Here is a 14,345-nt window from a genome sequence, read left to right as displayed (position 1 = left end):
CAGAGCAATAAATTTTGCGTCTGATTTCTAAAAACTGCGCACGTAATTCTTCCCCGGCATCTGCTTCACACGCCCTGCGAGTTCGAGCTCAAACAGGGCCGTAAACACTTCACCCGAAACCATCTTCGGCTCCAGCCGCTCGATCAGTTCGTCGAGCTGCAAGGCCTCATCCTGGCGAAGATGCTGCATCACCAGCCGCTCCTGTTCGCTCATCGGCGGCATCGCAGCGGCTTCGGGGAATAGCGTTGCGGCTCCGGGGAATAAAGATGCGCTCCCCCCGTTCGAGGATTCATTGCCCCTGTTCCCGGCCCCGGTCTGCGCCTCCAATCGTCCCTCCAGCTCCGCGCGCACCTGCGAGGGCAGGTCTTCCCAGACATCCTCCCACGTTGCGGTTAACTTTGCACCCTGCTTGATGAGCGTGTTCGGTCCCCAGGCATTCTTGTTCGTCGCGTTGCCTGGCACCGCGTAGACGTCCCGGCTCTGTTCGAGAGCGCAGCGCGCGGTGATGCGTGTGCCGGAATACTCCGCAGCCTCCACGACGAGCACTCCTACGCTCATCCCGCTGAGCGTTCGGTTGCGGATCGGAAAGTTCTGCGGCGCAGGAAAAGTGCCCATCGGAAACTCGCTGATCAGCGCACCTCCCTGCTGCACAATCTGTTCGGCCAGCTTTTTGTTCTCCTTCGGATAGATGACATCGATACCCGTGCCCCACACGGCTATCGTGATGCCGCCTGCGTCGAGCGCGCCCTTATGCGCGCAGGTGTCGACACCACGCGCCATGCCGCTGAGAATAACCACCCCGCGGCGCGCAAGATCGCGACTCAGCATCTCGGCCATACCTGAACCATAGGGCGTCGGATGCCGTGTGCCTACCACCGCAATTCCTGCACGATTCAGTACCTCTGCATTCCCGCGCACCCAAAGCACCGGCGGAGGATCGTAGATCTCCAGCAGCCGCTGCGGATAGTGATCGTCCGCAGGAGTTACAAAGCTTGCGCCGGCCTCGGCGACACGCTGAGCCTCGTCCAGCGCTGCTGCCCGGGAGCGGCCGTCGAAGCAGAACTGCGCCGCTTCAGCGGGCATGCCGGTGCTCTCCAGTTCCGTCAGCGATGCTGAAAATACACGCTCCACTGCGCCCAGACGCTGTACAGTTCGACCACATCGCGTTGGTCCCATCCGCGGCGTCAGCACCAATGCCAACCATGCCAGACGTGCCTCTTCCTTTACCCCTTGCGACATCCCACTTCCTTTTCGCTGCGTTTGCTCGCATCCTATCTCATCTTGATCACATGCGAGGGAATTAGAATCGTCCTGTGCCTCTTCGTGTCTCTGCAATCGCTTTTCTGAACCCTGCTCCTCTGCTCTATAGCTTTGAGCACGAGCCCGCCGCAACGCAGCTTCGTAAAAACTACACGGTGCACTATACCTCTCCGGCACAGTGCGCGCATGAACTGCTCACCGATGAGGCCGACCTGGGGTTGATCCCCATCGCTGCTCTCACACCGGAGTTGGCCATCGTGCCCGGCTGCACCATCGCCTCGCAGCACGAGGTACGCAGCATCCTGCTGCTCGTCAAAAATCCCGATCGGCTAGCGCTGCATGGAGCCTTGCAAAGCGTAATCACGGTCGCCGCCGATGCCGCCTCGCGGAGCTCGCAGACTTATACGCATATCCTCTTTGAGCGCTTTCACAACACGCGCCCCGGCTATGTCGAACACCCTGCCGACCCGCTCGCCATGCTTGCCGTCGCAGACGCCGCGCTGCTGATCGGCGACCCTGCCCTGCTGGCCCGCGAACACCGGACACGGATCGATGCAGCCTTCGACGAGCCTTTGCTGTGGCTCGATCTTGCGACGCTCTGGCGCGAGCACACCGGCCTGCCCTGGGTTGCTGCAGTCTGGGCTCTGCGGCCCGAGGCTCTGGAACGCTCCGGAGTCAGCGCGCAACAGTTGATCGCCGACCTCACCGCCAGCCGCGACAACGGCACAGCGCACGTCGAAGACCTCGTCCGCGAGTGGACACCGCGCCTGCCCCTTTCCTCCGAGACGATCCACACGTATCTCACGCGCAATATCCACTACACGCTCGATCCCAATTGCCTTAAAGCGATCGAGCTCTTTCGGAGACTGGCTGCTGAGATTGGGGCATTGCCACCGCTGCCGGGGTTGAACCTGCTGGGCTAAAGCCAGCAAAAACGACCAAAACATAATTATTCGCGACTTCTCTCACCAACTTCGCGTCTTACCCAGCAGGATGAGCCCCCCACTCCACGCTCTTGCCGCATGGTTTGCCCTGGCTGCGGATCGTCGCCTTGTACATTTCTTCCTGCACCTGGGGCTGCTGGGACTCTTTCTCGTCTCTACCGTCGACAGTTCCTTCGTGCCTCTGCCCATTCCCGGCGTCACGGACATCATGATCGTGCTCTTCGCCGCCGGGCACACCAATGTGATTCTGCTGGTGTTCATCGCGACCCTGGGCTCGGCGGCGGGAGGATTCTTCTCCCATGCAGTCGGCCAGGTCGGGGGCATGAAGTTCCTGGAAAAGCATGTTCCAGCCGCCATTTTGAAACGAGCTACCGGATGGGTGGAGTCGCACGCCCTCATCGCGGTCTCGCTCCCTGCCCTGCTTCCTCCGCCGATGCCGCTTTCGCCCTTCGTGCTGGCAGCGGGCGCGGTGCATATGTCGCGCAGGAAGTTCATGACCGCCTTCACCCTGAGCCGCCTGGTACGGCACTCGATCGCCGCCTGGCTCGGTATCCGCTACGGTCACCAGGTGCTGCATCTTTGGTCGAGTTTCTCCACTCGCTGGGGAACGACCGTCCTGATCGCCCTCTGGTCGTTCATCCTGATCTTTACGGCTCTCGGCATCTGGAAGCTCTACAAGACATCGCGAGAGATGCAGCCTCTCAAAAGGGACCGTTCGTCCACAGCCCGAGAGGCCGCATAGTGTGGAATCCGGTGGTAAACTAGCTCTTGTGCCGGGTCCTACGCGACGTATTCCCGCCAACCCCGCCAGGTCCGGAAGGAAGCAACGGTAACGGGTCGATACGGGCGCAGTAGGGAAACCCGGTACATTTTCTTCCTCTCGGCACATTCCCGCAAACTACTGATTCCACAGACTTTTACTCCACTTTTATGATCGCGTGCTCCAGGCACGGTAAGATGCTCCTTATGGGCTTATTGCCTCGGAGGATCTGAGTTTGACCCTGACGTTGAAACCCCGGAACAGTGTGCGTGCCAAAATATCTGCCATAGGAACCTACGTTCCACCTCGTCTGCTGACCAATGCGGACCTGGAAAGGATGGTCGCCACCAACGATCAGTGGATTACCGAACGCACCGGCATCCGTGAGCGCCACATCGTCGATAAGGGCACCGGCACCAGCGATCTTGCCGCCGAAGCAGCCCGTCGCTGCCTGGCCAAGCGTGGCATCGAAGCCAGCGACCTCGACACCATCATCGTCGCCACGGTAACCCCGGACATGCTCTTCCCCTCCGCCGCCTGCCTGGTGCAGGACAAGATCGGGGCCAAGGGCGCCTGGGGCTTCGACCTCTCCGCCGCCTGCTCCGGCTTCCCTTACGCTCTGCAGGTAGGCGCCAAGCTCATCGAGAGCGGCGCACATAAGAAAGTCATGGTCATCGGCGCCGACGTGATGAGCTCCATCATCGACTACACCGACCGCACCACCTGCGTCATCTTCGGCGACGGCGCGGGCGCCGTCCTGATCGAGCCCTGCGAAGAAGGGGAGATCGGCCTCATCGACTTCTGGCATGAGATCGACGGCTCCGGTGCTGTCAGCCTCAACATGCCCGCCGGCGGCAGCCTCCTGCCCGCCAGCCACGAGACCGTCGACAAGAAGCAGCACTTCGTCCATCAGGACGGCCAGGCCGTCTACAAGTTCGCCGTGCGCAAGATGGCCGAAGCCGCTGAGACAATTCTCGGACGGAACGGCATCACAGGTTCCGACCTCGACTGCTTCATTCCGCACCAGGCCAACAAGCGCATCATCCTCTCCACAGCGGAGCGGCTCCAACTACCGGAAGATCGCGTCATCATCAACATCGACCGCTTCGGCAATACGACCGCCGGAACGATTCCCCTGGCGATGAATACGGCCCTCGAAGAGAACCGCCTCAAGAAGGGCGACCTCGTGCTGTTGGCTAGCGTCGGCGCGGGCTTCACGGTAGGCGCTACCCTGCTGCGCTGGGAGTTCTAACTGCGCTGGGAATTTTAGCTGTCCAGCCCGAGTAATCGCACGATCGCCAGCGCGTTGGTCGTACGATTGATCCCTGGCTTGAGCAGGTAGTCGAAGCCCAGAGGATCGGCTTCATCGGGACTGGCCATGTGCACGTTGCTTCCGTGCAGCTCCGGCTTCTCTGCCAGTTCCGCCAGCGCAAGATCGTGCGTGGAGAGCGCTCCCACAGCTCCCGTGGCAACCAGCCCACGCAGCACAGCCTTAGCCGCCGCCCGGCGGTCCAGTGAGTTCGTTCCGCTGAAGATCTCGTCGATCAGAAACAGGCTCGACGCAGGATTCGCCCTGGCCAGCGCGAGCACATCGCGAAGGCGTTCCACCTCGGCCAGGAACTTCGACTTCCCTTCCGCCAGCGAGTCCGTAAGAGCTAGTGAAGCACCCAGGTGAACTACGGATAGCTTCATCCTTTTTACCGGCACAGGAACCCCCGCAAGCGCGAGCACCGCGTTCGCGCCGATGGTTCGCAGCAGGGTCGATTTGCCCGCCATGTTCGAGCCGGAGATGAGCAGAAACTGCACTCCGTTCCCCAGCGATACATCGTTGGCCACTGCCTCGCTACGTAGCAGCAACGGATGCGTCATGGCCTCCGCCTCGAAGAGCGCGGTCTTCGTCTGCCCCTCGTCCACAACCTCGGGATAGACATTCTCCGCATGCTCGGCCGTATACGTCGCCAGCGCCAACAAGGCCTCGAACTCGGCCCAGGCATCGAGCCAGTTCCGCATCGGCTCCGCGAAACGCTGCTTCCAACGGTCGAGTGAGAGCGCCGCATGCGTACCGGCACCGATCAGCAGACTGGGAACATAGAACCAATCCGTAGCGCGTTGCTCCACCAGCACCAGATGGCGCTGCAACTGCGCCAGGGCGCGATCCTCATCCTCGATGCCGCGCTGCAACGCAACCAGCCGCTCAGCCGCAAAGTTCGAGTTGCGCATCAGCCGCAGCCCCTCGCGAAGGACGGCAATCTGGCTACCCAGTTTCTTCGTCGCCTCAAGCTCAAGGTGCACCCTCGGCCGCAGCCAGAGACAGAGCGCGTTTTGCAGTCCCAGCAGGGCCACGACATTTCGTACCAGAAAGCTAATCTCAACGTGCGCGATCAGGCCTGCCGCAATCGCCGTAGCCCATGCAAACGTCAGCAACAGGAGCACGCTGCGCACCCATCTCGGAAAGTTGCTGCGTTCTGCGTCCAGCCAGACTTCAAAGCTCTCGGCGGGCAACTCCTCAAAGGCCCAGCGACCCAGCAGCGCCACCCGTTCCCGCAGATCGAGCTGTGGAGCAAGCTCCTGCACCGCAGCCTGCCGCTGCCTTACGGTATGAGCCTCTGCCGGGCGCAACAGCATTCGCGCCAGGGCTCGCTGTCCCACCATCGTTCGCGTGGTCGCGAGCATGCCAAACAGAGAATCCTTGCCCAGGACATTGAGATCGCGCTCATACAGATGCCCGGCCTCCGCGAAGCTCTCGCCGGTAAACCCAGACTGTGGCGCTTCCCCATTCACACGTCCCATCCCCTCCTCATACAACGCCGAAAGGCGGGATGCGCGTTCTGAAGACCTTCTCGTACGCAGCGAAAGAACCGTTGCCACCGAGCAAAACCCTGCGGCCGCTGCCACCAGCCAAAGACTTCCGCTCGTACGAATGGCGCTCCATAGGAAATACGCGCAGAACACCAGGGCAACGAAGGCAAAAAGGGTGAACCTCGCGCCTTTTTCTGTCTCGCGGGCATACTCGCCCGCTGATGCTGCCCGCCGTCTCTCGTACTCTTCGCTGATTGCCTGCGTCATGTCCTCTCAGCATAGACGCTCTGGTTGCCGCTCCTCGCGTCCTCTTTCACCTAGGCAACAGGTCCAGGCACCGGAGGGGCCTATCTACCCTCACACCCTGTAAAATCCTCCCCATGAAATCAGTGCTGCTTCTCGGTTGCTCCGCCCTCTTGCTCTCACCTGTCGCGCTTACCCTCTCCGCGCAAGATGTTCACGGCGTCCACGCCTCCAGCATGGACAAGACCGTGCAGCCCGGCGATAACTTTTATCGCTACGCCAACGGCACCTGGATAGCCAAGACCGAGATCCCCGCCGACCGCACCAGCCTGTCCGGCTTCTCCCTACTCGCCGACGTCGTCAACAAGCGCGTTGCCGGAATCATCGAGGAGGCAGCCAAGGCCAATGCGGCGCCGGGCACCGAGAAGCGCAAGATCGCCGATCTCTACGCCTCCTATATGGACGAGCAAGCCATCGACGCCCACGGCATGGCCGCGCTCAAGCCGCACCTCAAAGAGATCGCAGCCATCGGCAACCAGAAGGAGCTTGCTGCGGCGCTTGGCCATACGCTCCGTGCTGACACCGATGCGCTGAACAACACCAACTTCCACACGCCCAACCTCTTCGGCATCTGGATCGCGCCCGGCTTCAACGACCCCGATCACTACACGCCCTACCTGATGCAGGGTGGCCTGCAACTACCCGACCGCGCTTACTATCTGACCGATTCCGAACGCATGAAGACCATCCGCGAGAAGTACGTGCAGCACATCTCCGCGATGCTGAAGCTCGCAGGTTATGACAATACCGACAAGCGTGCCGAAGGCATCCTCGCGCTGGAGCACTCCATTGCGGAGCACCACCTCTCGCTCGCCGAAGACGAAAACATCGCCAAGGCCAACAACGTCTGGCAGAAGACGGACTTCGCAAAGAACGCGCCGGGCCTCGACTGGGACGCCTATTTCACCGCAGCAGACCTTGCGCAGCAGCCCGACTTCATCGTCTGGCAGCCCACTGCCGTGACCGCAGAGGCCGCGATCGTTGCCGCGACTCCGATCGATACCTGGAAGGACTACCTCGCCTTCCATCTCATCGAGCAGTACTCCGTCGCCATCTCCACCTCGCTGGCCGATGAGCGCTTCAACTTCGCCGGCAAGATCCTTACCGGGGCACAGCAGCAGCGCCCTCGCGAGCAGCGGGCCGTGGCTCTCGTCAACGGTGTCCTCGGCGACGCCGTCGGCCAGCTCTATGCCGCACGGTACTTCACCCCCGCCGACAAGGCCAAGGTCGAAGAGATGGTGCACAACCTTCTCACCACCTTCCACGCGCGTCTCGAAAACCTCACCTGGATGACGCCCGGCACCAAGGCAGAGGCCCTGCGCAAGCTCGGCACGCTGCAGGTCAGCATCGGCTATACAGACCACTGGCGCTCATACGAGGGCCTCAACATCGAGCCCGGCGACCTCTTCGGCAACCTGTGGCGCGCTTCACTCTTCGACTATCACTACTCTCTGGCGCGCATCGGCAAACCCACCGACCGCAAGGAGTGGACGATGACTCCGCAGACCGTCAACGCCGTCAATCTACCACTCGACAATGGCCTCAACTTCCCGGCGGCCATCTTTGGACCGCCGTTCTTCGACCCCAAGGCACCGGATGCCGTGAACTACGGCGCCATCGGCACCGTCATCGGGCATGAGATCTCGCATACCTTCGACAGCGAAGGCGCGGCGTTCGACTCCCAGGGCAAGGTCCGCAACTGGTGGACCGACGCCGACCGCGCCCACTTCGACGCCTCTATCGAGGCGCTCGCCAAGCAGTACGACACCTATGCGCCCTTCCCTGACCTGCACCTGAACGGGCATCAGACGCTGGGTGAGAACATCGCCGACCTCGCAGGGATCACGGCCTCCTACGATGCCTGGAAGACCTCGCTGCACGGCAAGCCTGCGCCTGTTGTCGGTGGACTCACCGGGGACCAGCAGTTCTTCATCGGCTATGCGCAGAGCGAGGGAGGCAAGGCTCGCGAGGCGGCGTTACGTCAGCAGGTTCTCACCGACCCCCACTCTCCTGGTGAGTTCCGCGCCGATACCGTTCGCAACCTCGATGCCTGGTACGCCGCGTTCGATGTAAAACCCGGCCAGTCTCTGTACCTGGCCCCGGCGGATAGGGTTCATATCTGGTAGTTCGCTTATTCTGGATACGTGAGTTTGATTATTGCTGCGATTCGTTCCGGTACCGACCCGGTAGGCCCTCTGCCTCCCGGGTCGTTCCATCGGACCCTGGAAGACCCGATCTACTGCCCCAAGTGTGCCGCCACCTACATGCTCGTGGTGGATTACGACAGCGCGATCAGCAGGCACTTTGAGGACAACTCGCGCCGCCACCTTGCGATGCTTCGCAAGGCCGTGATGTTAGGGCACTCCACCGACCATCGCACCAGTCATTTTGAGACCAACGGGGTGATCGTCACCAGCCACGTTGCGCCGAAACCCGTGCCTTTGCCGCCGATTCCGCCGCACATTATGTAATCGCAAGTTCGTGCGGATGAGTGTAGTTGGACGGTCGTTGCACTTTGGACCAAGGACGTCCATTACAACCCCCATGAGGTCCAAAGGCCTTGGATTTGGTCTCTCATCTCTTGCACCTTGAAATATGCCAACATTCGAGGCCGTGCAATTCCATGGCCTGTGTTGGAAACGAGTTTCACAAAGTCACAATCACCGCGAGGCTGTTTTGGGAACAGGAACCACTTGTCCGAGATGCCGACTTTACGGCCACCTGGATTTGTCTGCAGGTATGAAGATGAGCATCAGGATGTGAGGGTCGAGTGTAACTCCGGCGGTCCGCCTAATTCATACCGGTAGGACTTCGGTGCGCTGCCGTCGATGTCACTCACGCCGAGCTTCGCACCCAGTTCCGCGCCGATCAAGGCACGCCCCGATAATTCCATTCTCAGGTTGGACTCATAAAGTGCGGCGATCACCTTTCCAGTGAATTGCGGCGATTCCCGTTTCGTCTTCGGTCGCAATTCATCGGGCATGTTGGCAAGATAGGCGCGCGCGCGTTCGGTATCGAGGCCGCCCATCCAGATTGAGACTGCCGCGATGTTATGTGGTCGCAACTCCTTCGCAAAATCGGCTGCCATCTTGTCCGCACCAGCCTTCTGCGCACCATAGGCGGGGCCGTGGTAATAGGCGACAGCACCATAATGGCCAGTGTGGACAATAAGGCCGCGACCGTTAGCGATCAAGAGAGGGGCAGCATAATAAGCGGACACAAAATGCGAACGCAAGCCGACGGTAATGAGATCGACCGCCTCCAGCGGCTTTTCCCAGAAGCCGCCGCGCATCGTTGTGCTTTCGACCGCATTGGCGGCATTGTTGACCAGGATGTCGAGGCGGCCATGCTCCGCCCTTACGCGGGCGAATAGCGCCGCGACTGCTTTGTCATCAGTGTGATCAAGGGCGATGGCAACGCCCTTGCCCCCAGCCCGAGTAATCAGGTCAGCGGTTTCGGTTACTGTACCGCCATAAAGAGAGTCGCCGTCCGCAATGCTGCGTCCGGTGACATATACGGTTGCCCCCGCCTCACCTAACGCAATGGCTATGCCCTTTCCCGCACCTCGACTCGCTCCGGTGACTACTGCTATCACAGCCATAAAACCTCTTTACTTCCTTTAGATTAAGGCCGGCTTCTTCCTGCCGCGAAGCTGATTTACCGCCTTGAACAAAGGCTACCTTTTCGGTTTATAACACGCAAGAACATACAAAAAAGTGCAATACTAACCTATAAGTAACCATGAAAAAACAAATATTCACGCCAACATGTTCCACAGTGGAACTGGAAGAAGCGCTCAAAGTGCTGGAAGGGCGATGGAAGATCCTCATTCTCTTCCATCTCTTCAGTGCACCGGTACTACGGTTCTCGGAATTACTCCGCGCAGTGTCCGGGATATCTCAGAAGATGTTGATTCAGCAATTGCGTGATCTGGAAAAAGATGGTGTGGTTCACCGCAAGGTATATCCGGAGGTGCCACCCAAGGTGGAATACATGTTAACGAAAGATGGGACGGCTCTTCGTCCGGCGCTCAAGGCGCTTAAGGCCTGGGCAGGATCGCGAAAGATGCCGGCTCCGGTAAAGAAATAGCCTGCTAATTAAGCAGACCTTCCGGTGGATTCGGGTTGATATTGTCTGCCCACCCCACCTTTGGTGCTGGTTTTGTGCCAGTCTCTGGCATTCCCCCTCCATTTCACATTCCCGCCATTGGCTTGGCGTGCGTGCTGTCTATATCCAAAACCCTCGTAAAACCTGCTAAAATGGTTAGTTGTGAGCCTCTCCCCCACCCTCGAAAACCCAGCCACTGAAACCGAGACCCGCCGCCCCAAGGTCGGATTTGTCTCGCTCGGCTGCCCCAAGAACCTCGTCGACTCCGAGGTCATGATGGGCCTGCTGCATCGTGGCGGAGCGGAGCTCACCCCCAGGGCCGAAGACGCCGAGATCCTTGTCGTCAACACCTGCAGCTTCATCGACTCCGCCAAGCAGGAGTCGGTCGACACCATCCTCGAGATGGTGCAACACAAGATCGCCAACGGCGGCCGCGCCCAGAAGCTCATCGTCGCCGGCTGCCTGGTTGAGCGCTATCGCGATGAGATCCGCAAGAACATCCCGGAGGTCGACGCTGTCGTCGGCACCGGTGAGCTGGAAGCGATCATGGAGGCCGCGGGCCTCTCGCGCCCCACACCCGCTGAGAACAACTCTCCGTTCGCGATCTTGACGACCGCGCAGATCGAGCGGCATGCGTCGTCGGTCAACCAGCACTCACGCCCCGAGTCCGACGGGCCACAAATCGCTCACGAAGCCACGCGAAACATCTCGTCCGACGCGCAGTCGAGCCGCCCGGAAGGTGATGCCCGCGAACAGGCCGGCCGCTTCTCGCGCGAGGCCTGGGACGGCGCGACCGCTGCCCTGCCGAACTACCTCTACTCGGACGAGACGCCGCGCATTCTCACCACGCCACGCGCCTCGGCGTACATCAAGATCGCCGAAGGCTGCGACCATCCGTGCAGCTTCTGCATCATCCCGCAGTTGCGTGGCAAGTTCCGTTCGCGCCCCCTCGCCAGCATCGTGGCAGAGACGAAGTCGCTCATCGCGCAGGGTGTTCGCGAGATCACGCTCATCGGCCAGGACACGACCTGCTACGGCGAAGACCTGCCCAAGGATGCCGTCACCGGCAAGCGCCCGGAACTGGCCGACCTGCTCGACGCGCTGGCACCGCTGCCGGGCCTCAAGTGGCTGCGCTTCCTCTACGCATACCCGAACAAGGTCACGACGCGGCTTCTGGAGTCGATCGCGAAGCATGACACCGTCGCGAAGTATCTCGACGTGCCGCTGCAACACGCCAGCGCGAACGTACTACGTCGTATGAAGCGCGGCGGCACCTCCCACCGCTTCCTGCAGATCATCGACAAGGCTCGTTCGATCGTCCCCGGCCTTGTGCTGCGGACCAGCTTCATCGTCGGCTTCCCCGGCGAGACGGAAGCCGATTTCGAGGAGCTTCTGGCGTTTGTGCAGGAGGCCAAGATCGACTGGCTCGGTGTCTTCTCGTACTCCGACGAGGAAGGCGCAGGTGCGTTCTCGCTCGACGAGAAGGTGCCGAAGCGCACGATTGAAGCTCGCCGCCGCAAGCTGATGAAGCTGCAGAACAAGATCAGCACCAAGGCCCGGCGCGCTTGGGTAGGACGCGAGATCGACCTTCTGGTCGAAGGCGAGAGCGAAGAGACCGAGCTTCTCTGGCAGGGTCGCTCGCTGGACCAGGCCCCCGAGATCGACGGCAAGGTATTGATCAACGACTTCGGGCCGCATGAAGTGTTGGTGCCGGGGACCTTCTATCGGGCCGAGATTACCGAGTCGCATGATTACGATGTGGTTGCGAGAATCATCGAGTAGTGCCGTGCTGCGGCATCGACAGATTCAGGTGAGCCGCAAAAAAATGCCGATGCGGTGATTCAGGGCAGTTGACCCTGGATCGTGCAGAAGGCTGCCTCGTCCGCTTCATCATCTAAACTTAAGTTTGCCATGCCTGAGACCAAAACACTCCGCTGCCCCATCTGCCGTAAGGACGTTCCCCTCGACACGCCTGAGGTCCCCTTCTGCTCCGAGCGCTGCCGTACCATCGATCTCGGCAAATGGGCTTCGGGTGACTACAAGATCAGCTCGCCGATCCTCGACCCGGATCTGTTGGAAGATCTCGAACACGCCCAGCAGCAGCAACACCCGACCGATGAATCGAAGTGGAAGAACTAATGGCTCATCAGCCAAGCGTCTCCATCTCTGAACTTCGCGGACCCAAAACAAAATGGGCCTGGGCTCTCGGTACCTTCTTCGGTGCAGGGTTGCTCAAGCCTGGGCCGGGAACCTACGGGTCTATCGCGGCGGTACTGCTTTGGTACGGTGCCGCCCACGCGTTCCAGGCTACGTTCAGCGCTCTTGCTATTGGGACTGTGATTGCCGCCGTGGCCGTCACCCTGATCGGCATTCCTGCGTCGACGATCGTCGCGCGCGAAGCTGGCCGTGAAGATCCTGGGTTCGTCGTTGTCGACGAGGTCGCGGGGCAGTTGATCGCGCTTATCGCCGTTCGGCCCAACTGGCAACATGCGGTGCTTTCGCTGGTTCTCTTCCGGCTGTTCGACATCTTCAAGCCCTGGCCCATCCGCAAATTTGAAGCGCTACCGGAGGGCACGGGGATCATGCTCGACGATGTTGTGGCAGGAGTGTTCGCGCTGATCATAGCGCTGATTGTGGGCCGCTTCTTCTAGATGTTTGCCTTCGCCCTTCGCCGCGTCTACGCTTACCGATAGATGAACCTGTTGAATCCAACCCGGCCCGACGCTCCGCATCTCGACCACCTGACCCCCAAGGCAGCCATCCCAGGCGGCAGCTTCGAGGTCTTCGGCAGCCGCCTGCTGCGCCCCGCCACGCCCGAGCCGCAGATCCCCCAGGCGTTCTTTGGCGAAGCTGCGGCTACGCTCGACCTCAGCCGCGACACACGGGCTCTTGTGCGCGTGCCCGAGGGTGCCATCGCCAGCGATCTCGTCTTCCATCGCGATGGACTGACCAGCAACATCCTCCACGCGAACATCGCTATCCCGATGGCCGAGAACCTGCACCTCGTCTCAAACCCCGCGGTCGACGCAGACGGCAATCTCTTTGCGATGGTCTCCGGGCCACGCGGCGAACGCGTGCCTGTGTCGATCTTCCGTATCGACCGCGACCTCCAGGTGCGGCCCTTCGTGCGCGATCTGATGAACGTCTCGGCGCTGGCCTTCGACGGCGACGGCCATCTCTACGCCAGCTCACGCGCCGAGGGGACTGTCTATCGCATCTCGCCGCACGGTGCGATCTCCACCTTCGCCGAGGGCATGGGTATCGCTACGGGCATTGCTTTCGATCGCGAAGGCAGCCTCTTTGTCGGCGATCGCTCAGGCACCATCTTCAAGATCAATCGCGAGCGGGAGATCTTTGTGTTTGCGACCCTCGAACCCTCCGTCGCCGCCTATCACCTGGCGTTCCGCGATGACGGGGTGCTGCTCGTGACCGCGCCCACCACGTCGTCCAACCAGTCGATCCACGCCATCGACCCCCAGGGCAATGCCACTGTCTTCTATCGTGGCCTGGGACGTCCACAGGGCATGGCCTTCGATGTGGACGGAAATCTTTATGTCGCGGCCTCTCTGCACGGACGCCGTGGGATCGTAAAGATTAACCACGACCGCCAAGCTGAACTTATCGTTTCGGGCAACGATCTCGTCGGCCTCGCCTTCCTTGAGGACGGCTGTGCCGCCCTGGCGACCAACACGACGATCTTCCATGTCGACCTGGGTATCCAAGGGAGACCGCTTGCATGAGCCGTGGGAAGCGGATTCTGCTGTTTGCACTCATCGCTTTTGCCGCTGCTGCCGTGGCCGCCTTCTTTGTAGATAACGGCCACATGGATCGGTACTTTCTCCTGCTGGCCCTTGGATCGCTGCTGGTGATCCTGCCCTGCTGGCTTCTGCTGCTGCCCTTTGTTGTGATCTCTGACAATCTTCGCGCCTGGCAGCCGGTCGTTTTTGCCCTGACTGGGGCGGCGATCGCTTCAATCGTTGCTTTCGTCGAAGCCCATCATTTCTATCGGCATGCGCCCCCGGCTCAGATGCCCACGACAGCGTGGTTCCAGGAGATCGCATGGAAGAGTGCGTTGCTTGGAGCCGCAGCGTGCGCGGCCTATCTTGGGATTCTCAAAGGAGCCTCGCGCAGGACTGGACCAGGTAGTGTTTGACGAATCGTGGATAGCAACG

Annotated in this window: 14 protein-coding genes and 1 other RNA gene; 12 read left to right on the top strand and 3 right to left on the bottom strand. The window is 60.8% G+C overall.

Annotated elements, in window-relative coordinates; genetic code table 11:
- Positions 1 to 27: 27 nt before the first annotated feature.
- Entirely contained in the window at positions 28 to 1,239 is a 1,212-nt protein-coding gene (dprA, locus tag ACIX8_RS06060; RefSeq protein ID WP_014264446.1) for a DNA-processing protein DprA, read from the bottom strand.
- Between the two features lie 74 nt (positions 1,240 to 1,313).
- Between dprA and ACIX8_RS06055 the strand changes: the two genes are divergently transcribed.
- The 4 genes from ACIX8_RS06055 to ACIX8_RS06045 all read left to right on the top strand — a co-directional run bounded on the left by ACIX8_RS06055 (position 1,314) and on the right by ACIX8_RS06045 (position 4,216).
- Positions 1,314 to 2,183 carry a menaquinone biosynthetic enzyme MqnA/MqnD family protein gene (locus ACIX8_RS06055; protein ID WP_014264445.1) on the top strand — a complete coding sequence of 290 codons (870 nt, stop codon included), beginning with the start codon at positions 1,314 to 1,316 and terminating at the stop codon, positions 2,181 to 2,183.
- Positions 2,184 to 2,253: 70 nt separating this feature from the next.
- The gene (locus ACIX8_RS06050) at positions 2,254 to 2,946 is read left to right on the top strand and encodes an SNARE-associated domain-containing protein (protein WP_014264444.1); all 693 of its coding nucleotides are present in this window, start codon (positions 2,254 to 2,256) and stop codon (positions 2,944 to 2,946) included.
- A 29-nt stretch (positions 2,947 to 2,975) separates the two neighbouring features.
- An RNA gene (gene ffs, locus ACIX8_RS24250) (signal recognition particle sRNA small type) lies at positions 2,976 to 3,074 on the top strand.
- Between the two features lie 125 nt (positions 3,075 to 3,199).
- Positions 3,200 to 4,216 carry a beta-ketoacyl-ACP synthase III gene (locus ACIX8_RS06045; RefSeq protein ID WP_014264443.1) on the top strand — a complete coding sequence of 339 codons (1,017 nt, stop codon included), beginning with the start codon at positions 3,200 to 3,202 and terminating at the stop codon, positions 4,214 to 4,216.
- 14 nt (positions 4,217 to 4,230) lie between these two features.
- Here the strand turns inward: ACIX8_RS06045 and ACIX8_RS06040 are convergent, their stop codons facing one another.
- Positions 4,231 to 6,030, bottom strand: a complete 1,800-nt coding sequence (locus tag ACIX8_RS06040; RefSeq protein ID WP_014264442.1) for a MutS-related protein — start codon at positions 6,028 to 6,030, stop codon at positions 4,231 to 4,233.
- A gap of 113 nt (positions 6,031 to 6,143) precedes the next feature.
- Here ACIX8_RS06040 and ACIX8_RS06035 point away from each other — a divergent pair, with 113 nt between their 5' ends.
- Together ACIX8_RS06035 and ACIX8_RS06030 are read left to right on the top strand one after the other, a co-directional pair.
- Positions 6,144 to 8,192 carry a M13 family metallopeptidase gene (locus tag ACIX8_RS06035; protein ID WP_014264441.1) on the top strand — a complete coding sequence of 683 codons (2,049 nt, stop codon included), beginning with the start codon at positions 6,144 to 6,146 and terminating at the stop codon, positions 8,190 to 8,192.
- An 18-nt stretch (positions 8,193 to 8,210) separates the two neighbouring features.
- Positions 8,211 to 8,537 carry a hypothetical protein gene (locus ACIX8_RS06030; RefSeq protein WP_150110503.1) on the top strand — a complete coding sequence of 109 codons (327 nt, stop codon included), beginning with the start codon at positions 8,211 to 8,213 and terminating at the stop codon, positions 8,535 to 8,537.
- Between the two features lie 281 nt (positions 8,538 to 8,818).
- Here the strand turns inward: ACIX8_RS06030 and ACIX8_RS06025 are convergent, their stop codons facing one another.
- Entirely contained in the window at positions 8,819 to 9,667 is an 849-nt protein-coding gene (locus ACIX8_RS06025) for an SDR family NAD(P)-dependent oxidoreductase (protein ID WP_014264438.1), read from the bottom strand.
- A gap of 140 nt (positions 9,668 to 9,807) precedes the next feature.
- Here ACIX8_RS06025 and ACIX8_RS06020 point away from each other — a divergent pair, with 140 nt between their 5' ends.
- The 6 genes from ACIX8_RS06020 (at position 9,808) to ACIX8_RS05995 (ending at position 14,326) form a co-directional block, all read left to right on the top strand.
- Positions 9,808 to 10,155 (top strand): winged helix-turn-helix transcriptional regulator, encoded by a 348-nt coding sequence (locus tag ACIX8_RS06020; RefSeq protein WP_014264437.1) that lies wholly within the window; start codon positions 9,808 to 9,810, stop codon positions 10,153 to 10,155.
- A gap of 180 nt (positions 10,156 to 10,335) precedes the next feature.
- Positions 10,336 to 11,955 carry a 30S ribosomal protein S12 methylthiotransferase RimO gene (gene rimO, locus ACIX8_RS06015; protein ID WP_014264436.1) on the top strand — a complete coding sequence of 540 codons (1,620 nt, stop codon included), beginning with the start codon at positions 10,336 to 10,338 and terminating at the stop codon, positions 11,953 to 11,955.
- Positions 11,956 to 12,084: 129 nt separating this feature from the next.
- Entirely contained in the window at positions 12,085 to 12,312 is a 228-nt protein-coding gene (locus ACIX8_RS06010; protein ID WP_014264435.1) for a DNA gyrase inhibitor YacG, read from the top strand.
- A complete protein-coding gene (locus ACIX8_RS06005; protein ID WP_014264434.1) occupies positions 12,312 to 12,824 on the top strand; it encodes a phosphatidylglycerophosphatase A family protein in 513 nt (170 codons plus the stop codon). The genes ACIX8_RS06010 and ACIX8_RS06005 overlap by 1 nt, the downstream gene beginning before the upstream one ends.
- 42 nt (positions 12,825 to 12,866) lie before the next feature.
- A complete protein-coding gene (locus ACIX8_RS06000) occupies positions 12,867 to 13,913 on the top strand; it encodes an SMP-30/gluconolactonase/LRE family protein (RefSeq protein WP_014264433.1) in 1,047 nt (348 codons plus the stop codon).
- The gene (locus ACIX8_RS05995) at positions 13,910 to 14,326 is read left to right on the top strand and encodes a hypothetical protein (RefSeq protein ID WP_014264432.1); all 417 of its coding nucleotides are present in this window, start codon (positions 13,910 to 13,912) and stop codon (positions 14,324 to 14,326) included. The genes ACIX8_RS06000 and ACIX8_RS05995 overlap by 4 nt, the downstream gene beginning before the upstream one ends.
- Positions 14,327 to 14,345: the final 19 nt, after the last annotated feature.

This window comes from Granulicella mallensis MP5ACTX8, from assembly GCF_000178955.2.
Lineage (GTDB): Bacteria > Acidobacteriota > Terriglobia > Terriglobales > Acidobacteriaceae > Granulicella > Granulicella mallensis.
The sequence above is the reverse complement of the archived record's forward strand: the minus strand, read 5'-3'. Positions and strand labels throughout refer to the sequence as shown.

Coding starts and splice junctions, on each gene's coding strand:
- ACIX8_RS06025 (WP_014264438.1), bottom strand. CDS start 9,667: ATGGCTGTGATAGCAGTAGTCACCGGAGCGAGTCGAGGTGCGGGAAAG.
- dprA (WP_014264446.1), bottom strand. CDS start 1,239: ATGTCGCAAGGGGTAAAGGAAGAGGCACGTCTGGCATGGTTGGCATTG.
- ACIX8_RS06050 (WP_014264444.1), top strand. CDS start 2,254: ATGAGCCCCCCACTCCACGCTCTTGCCGCATGGTTTGCCCTGGCTGCG.
- ACIX8_RS06035 (WP_014264441.1), top strand. CDS start 6,144: ATGAAATCAGTGCTGCTTCTCGGTTGCTCCGCCCTCTTGCTCTCACCT.
- ACIX8_RS06000 (WP_014264433.1), top strand. CDS start 12,867: ATGAACCTGTTGAATCCAACCCGGCCCGACGCTCCGCATCTCGACCAC.
- ACIX8_RS06010 (WP_014264435.1), top strand. CDS start 12,085: ATGCCTGAGACCAAAACACTCCGCTGCCCCATCTGCCGTAAGGACGTT.
- ACIX8_RS06040 (WP_014264442.1), bottom strand. CDS start 6,030: ATGACGCAGGCAATCAGCGAAGAGTACGAGAGACGGCGGGCAGCATCA.
- ACIX8_RS06005 (WP_014264434.1), top strand. CDS start 12,312: ATGGCTCATCAGCCAAGCGTCTCCATCTCTGAACTTCGCGGACCCAAA.
- ACIX8_RS05995 (WP_014264432.1), top strand. CDS start 13,910: ATGAGCCGTGGGAAGCGGATTCTGCTGTTTGCACTCATCGCTTTTGCC.
- ACIX8_RS06020 (WP_014264437.1), top strand. CDS start 9,808: ATGAAAAAACAAATATTCACGCCAACATGTTCCACAGTGGAACTGGAA.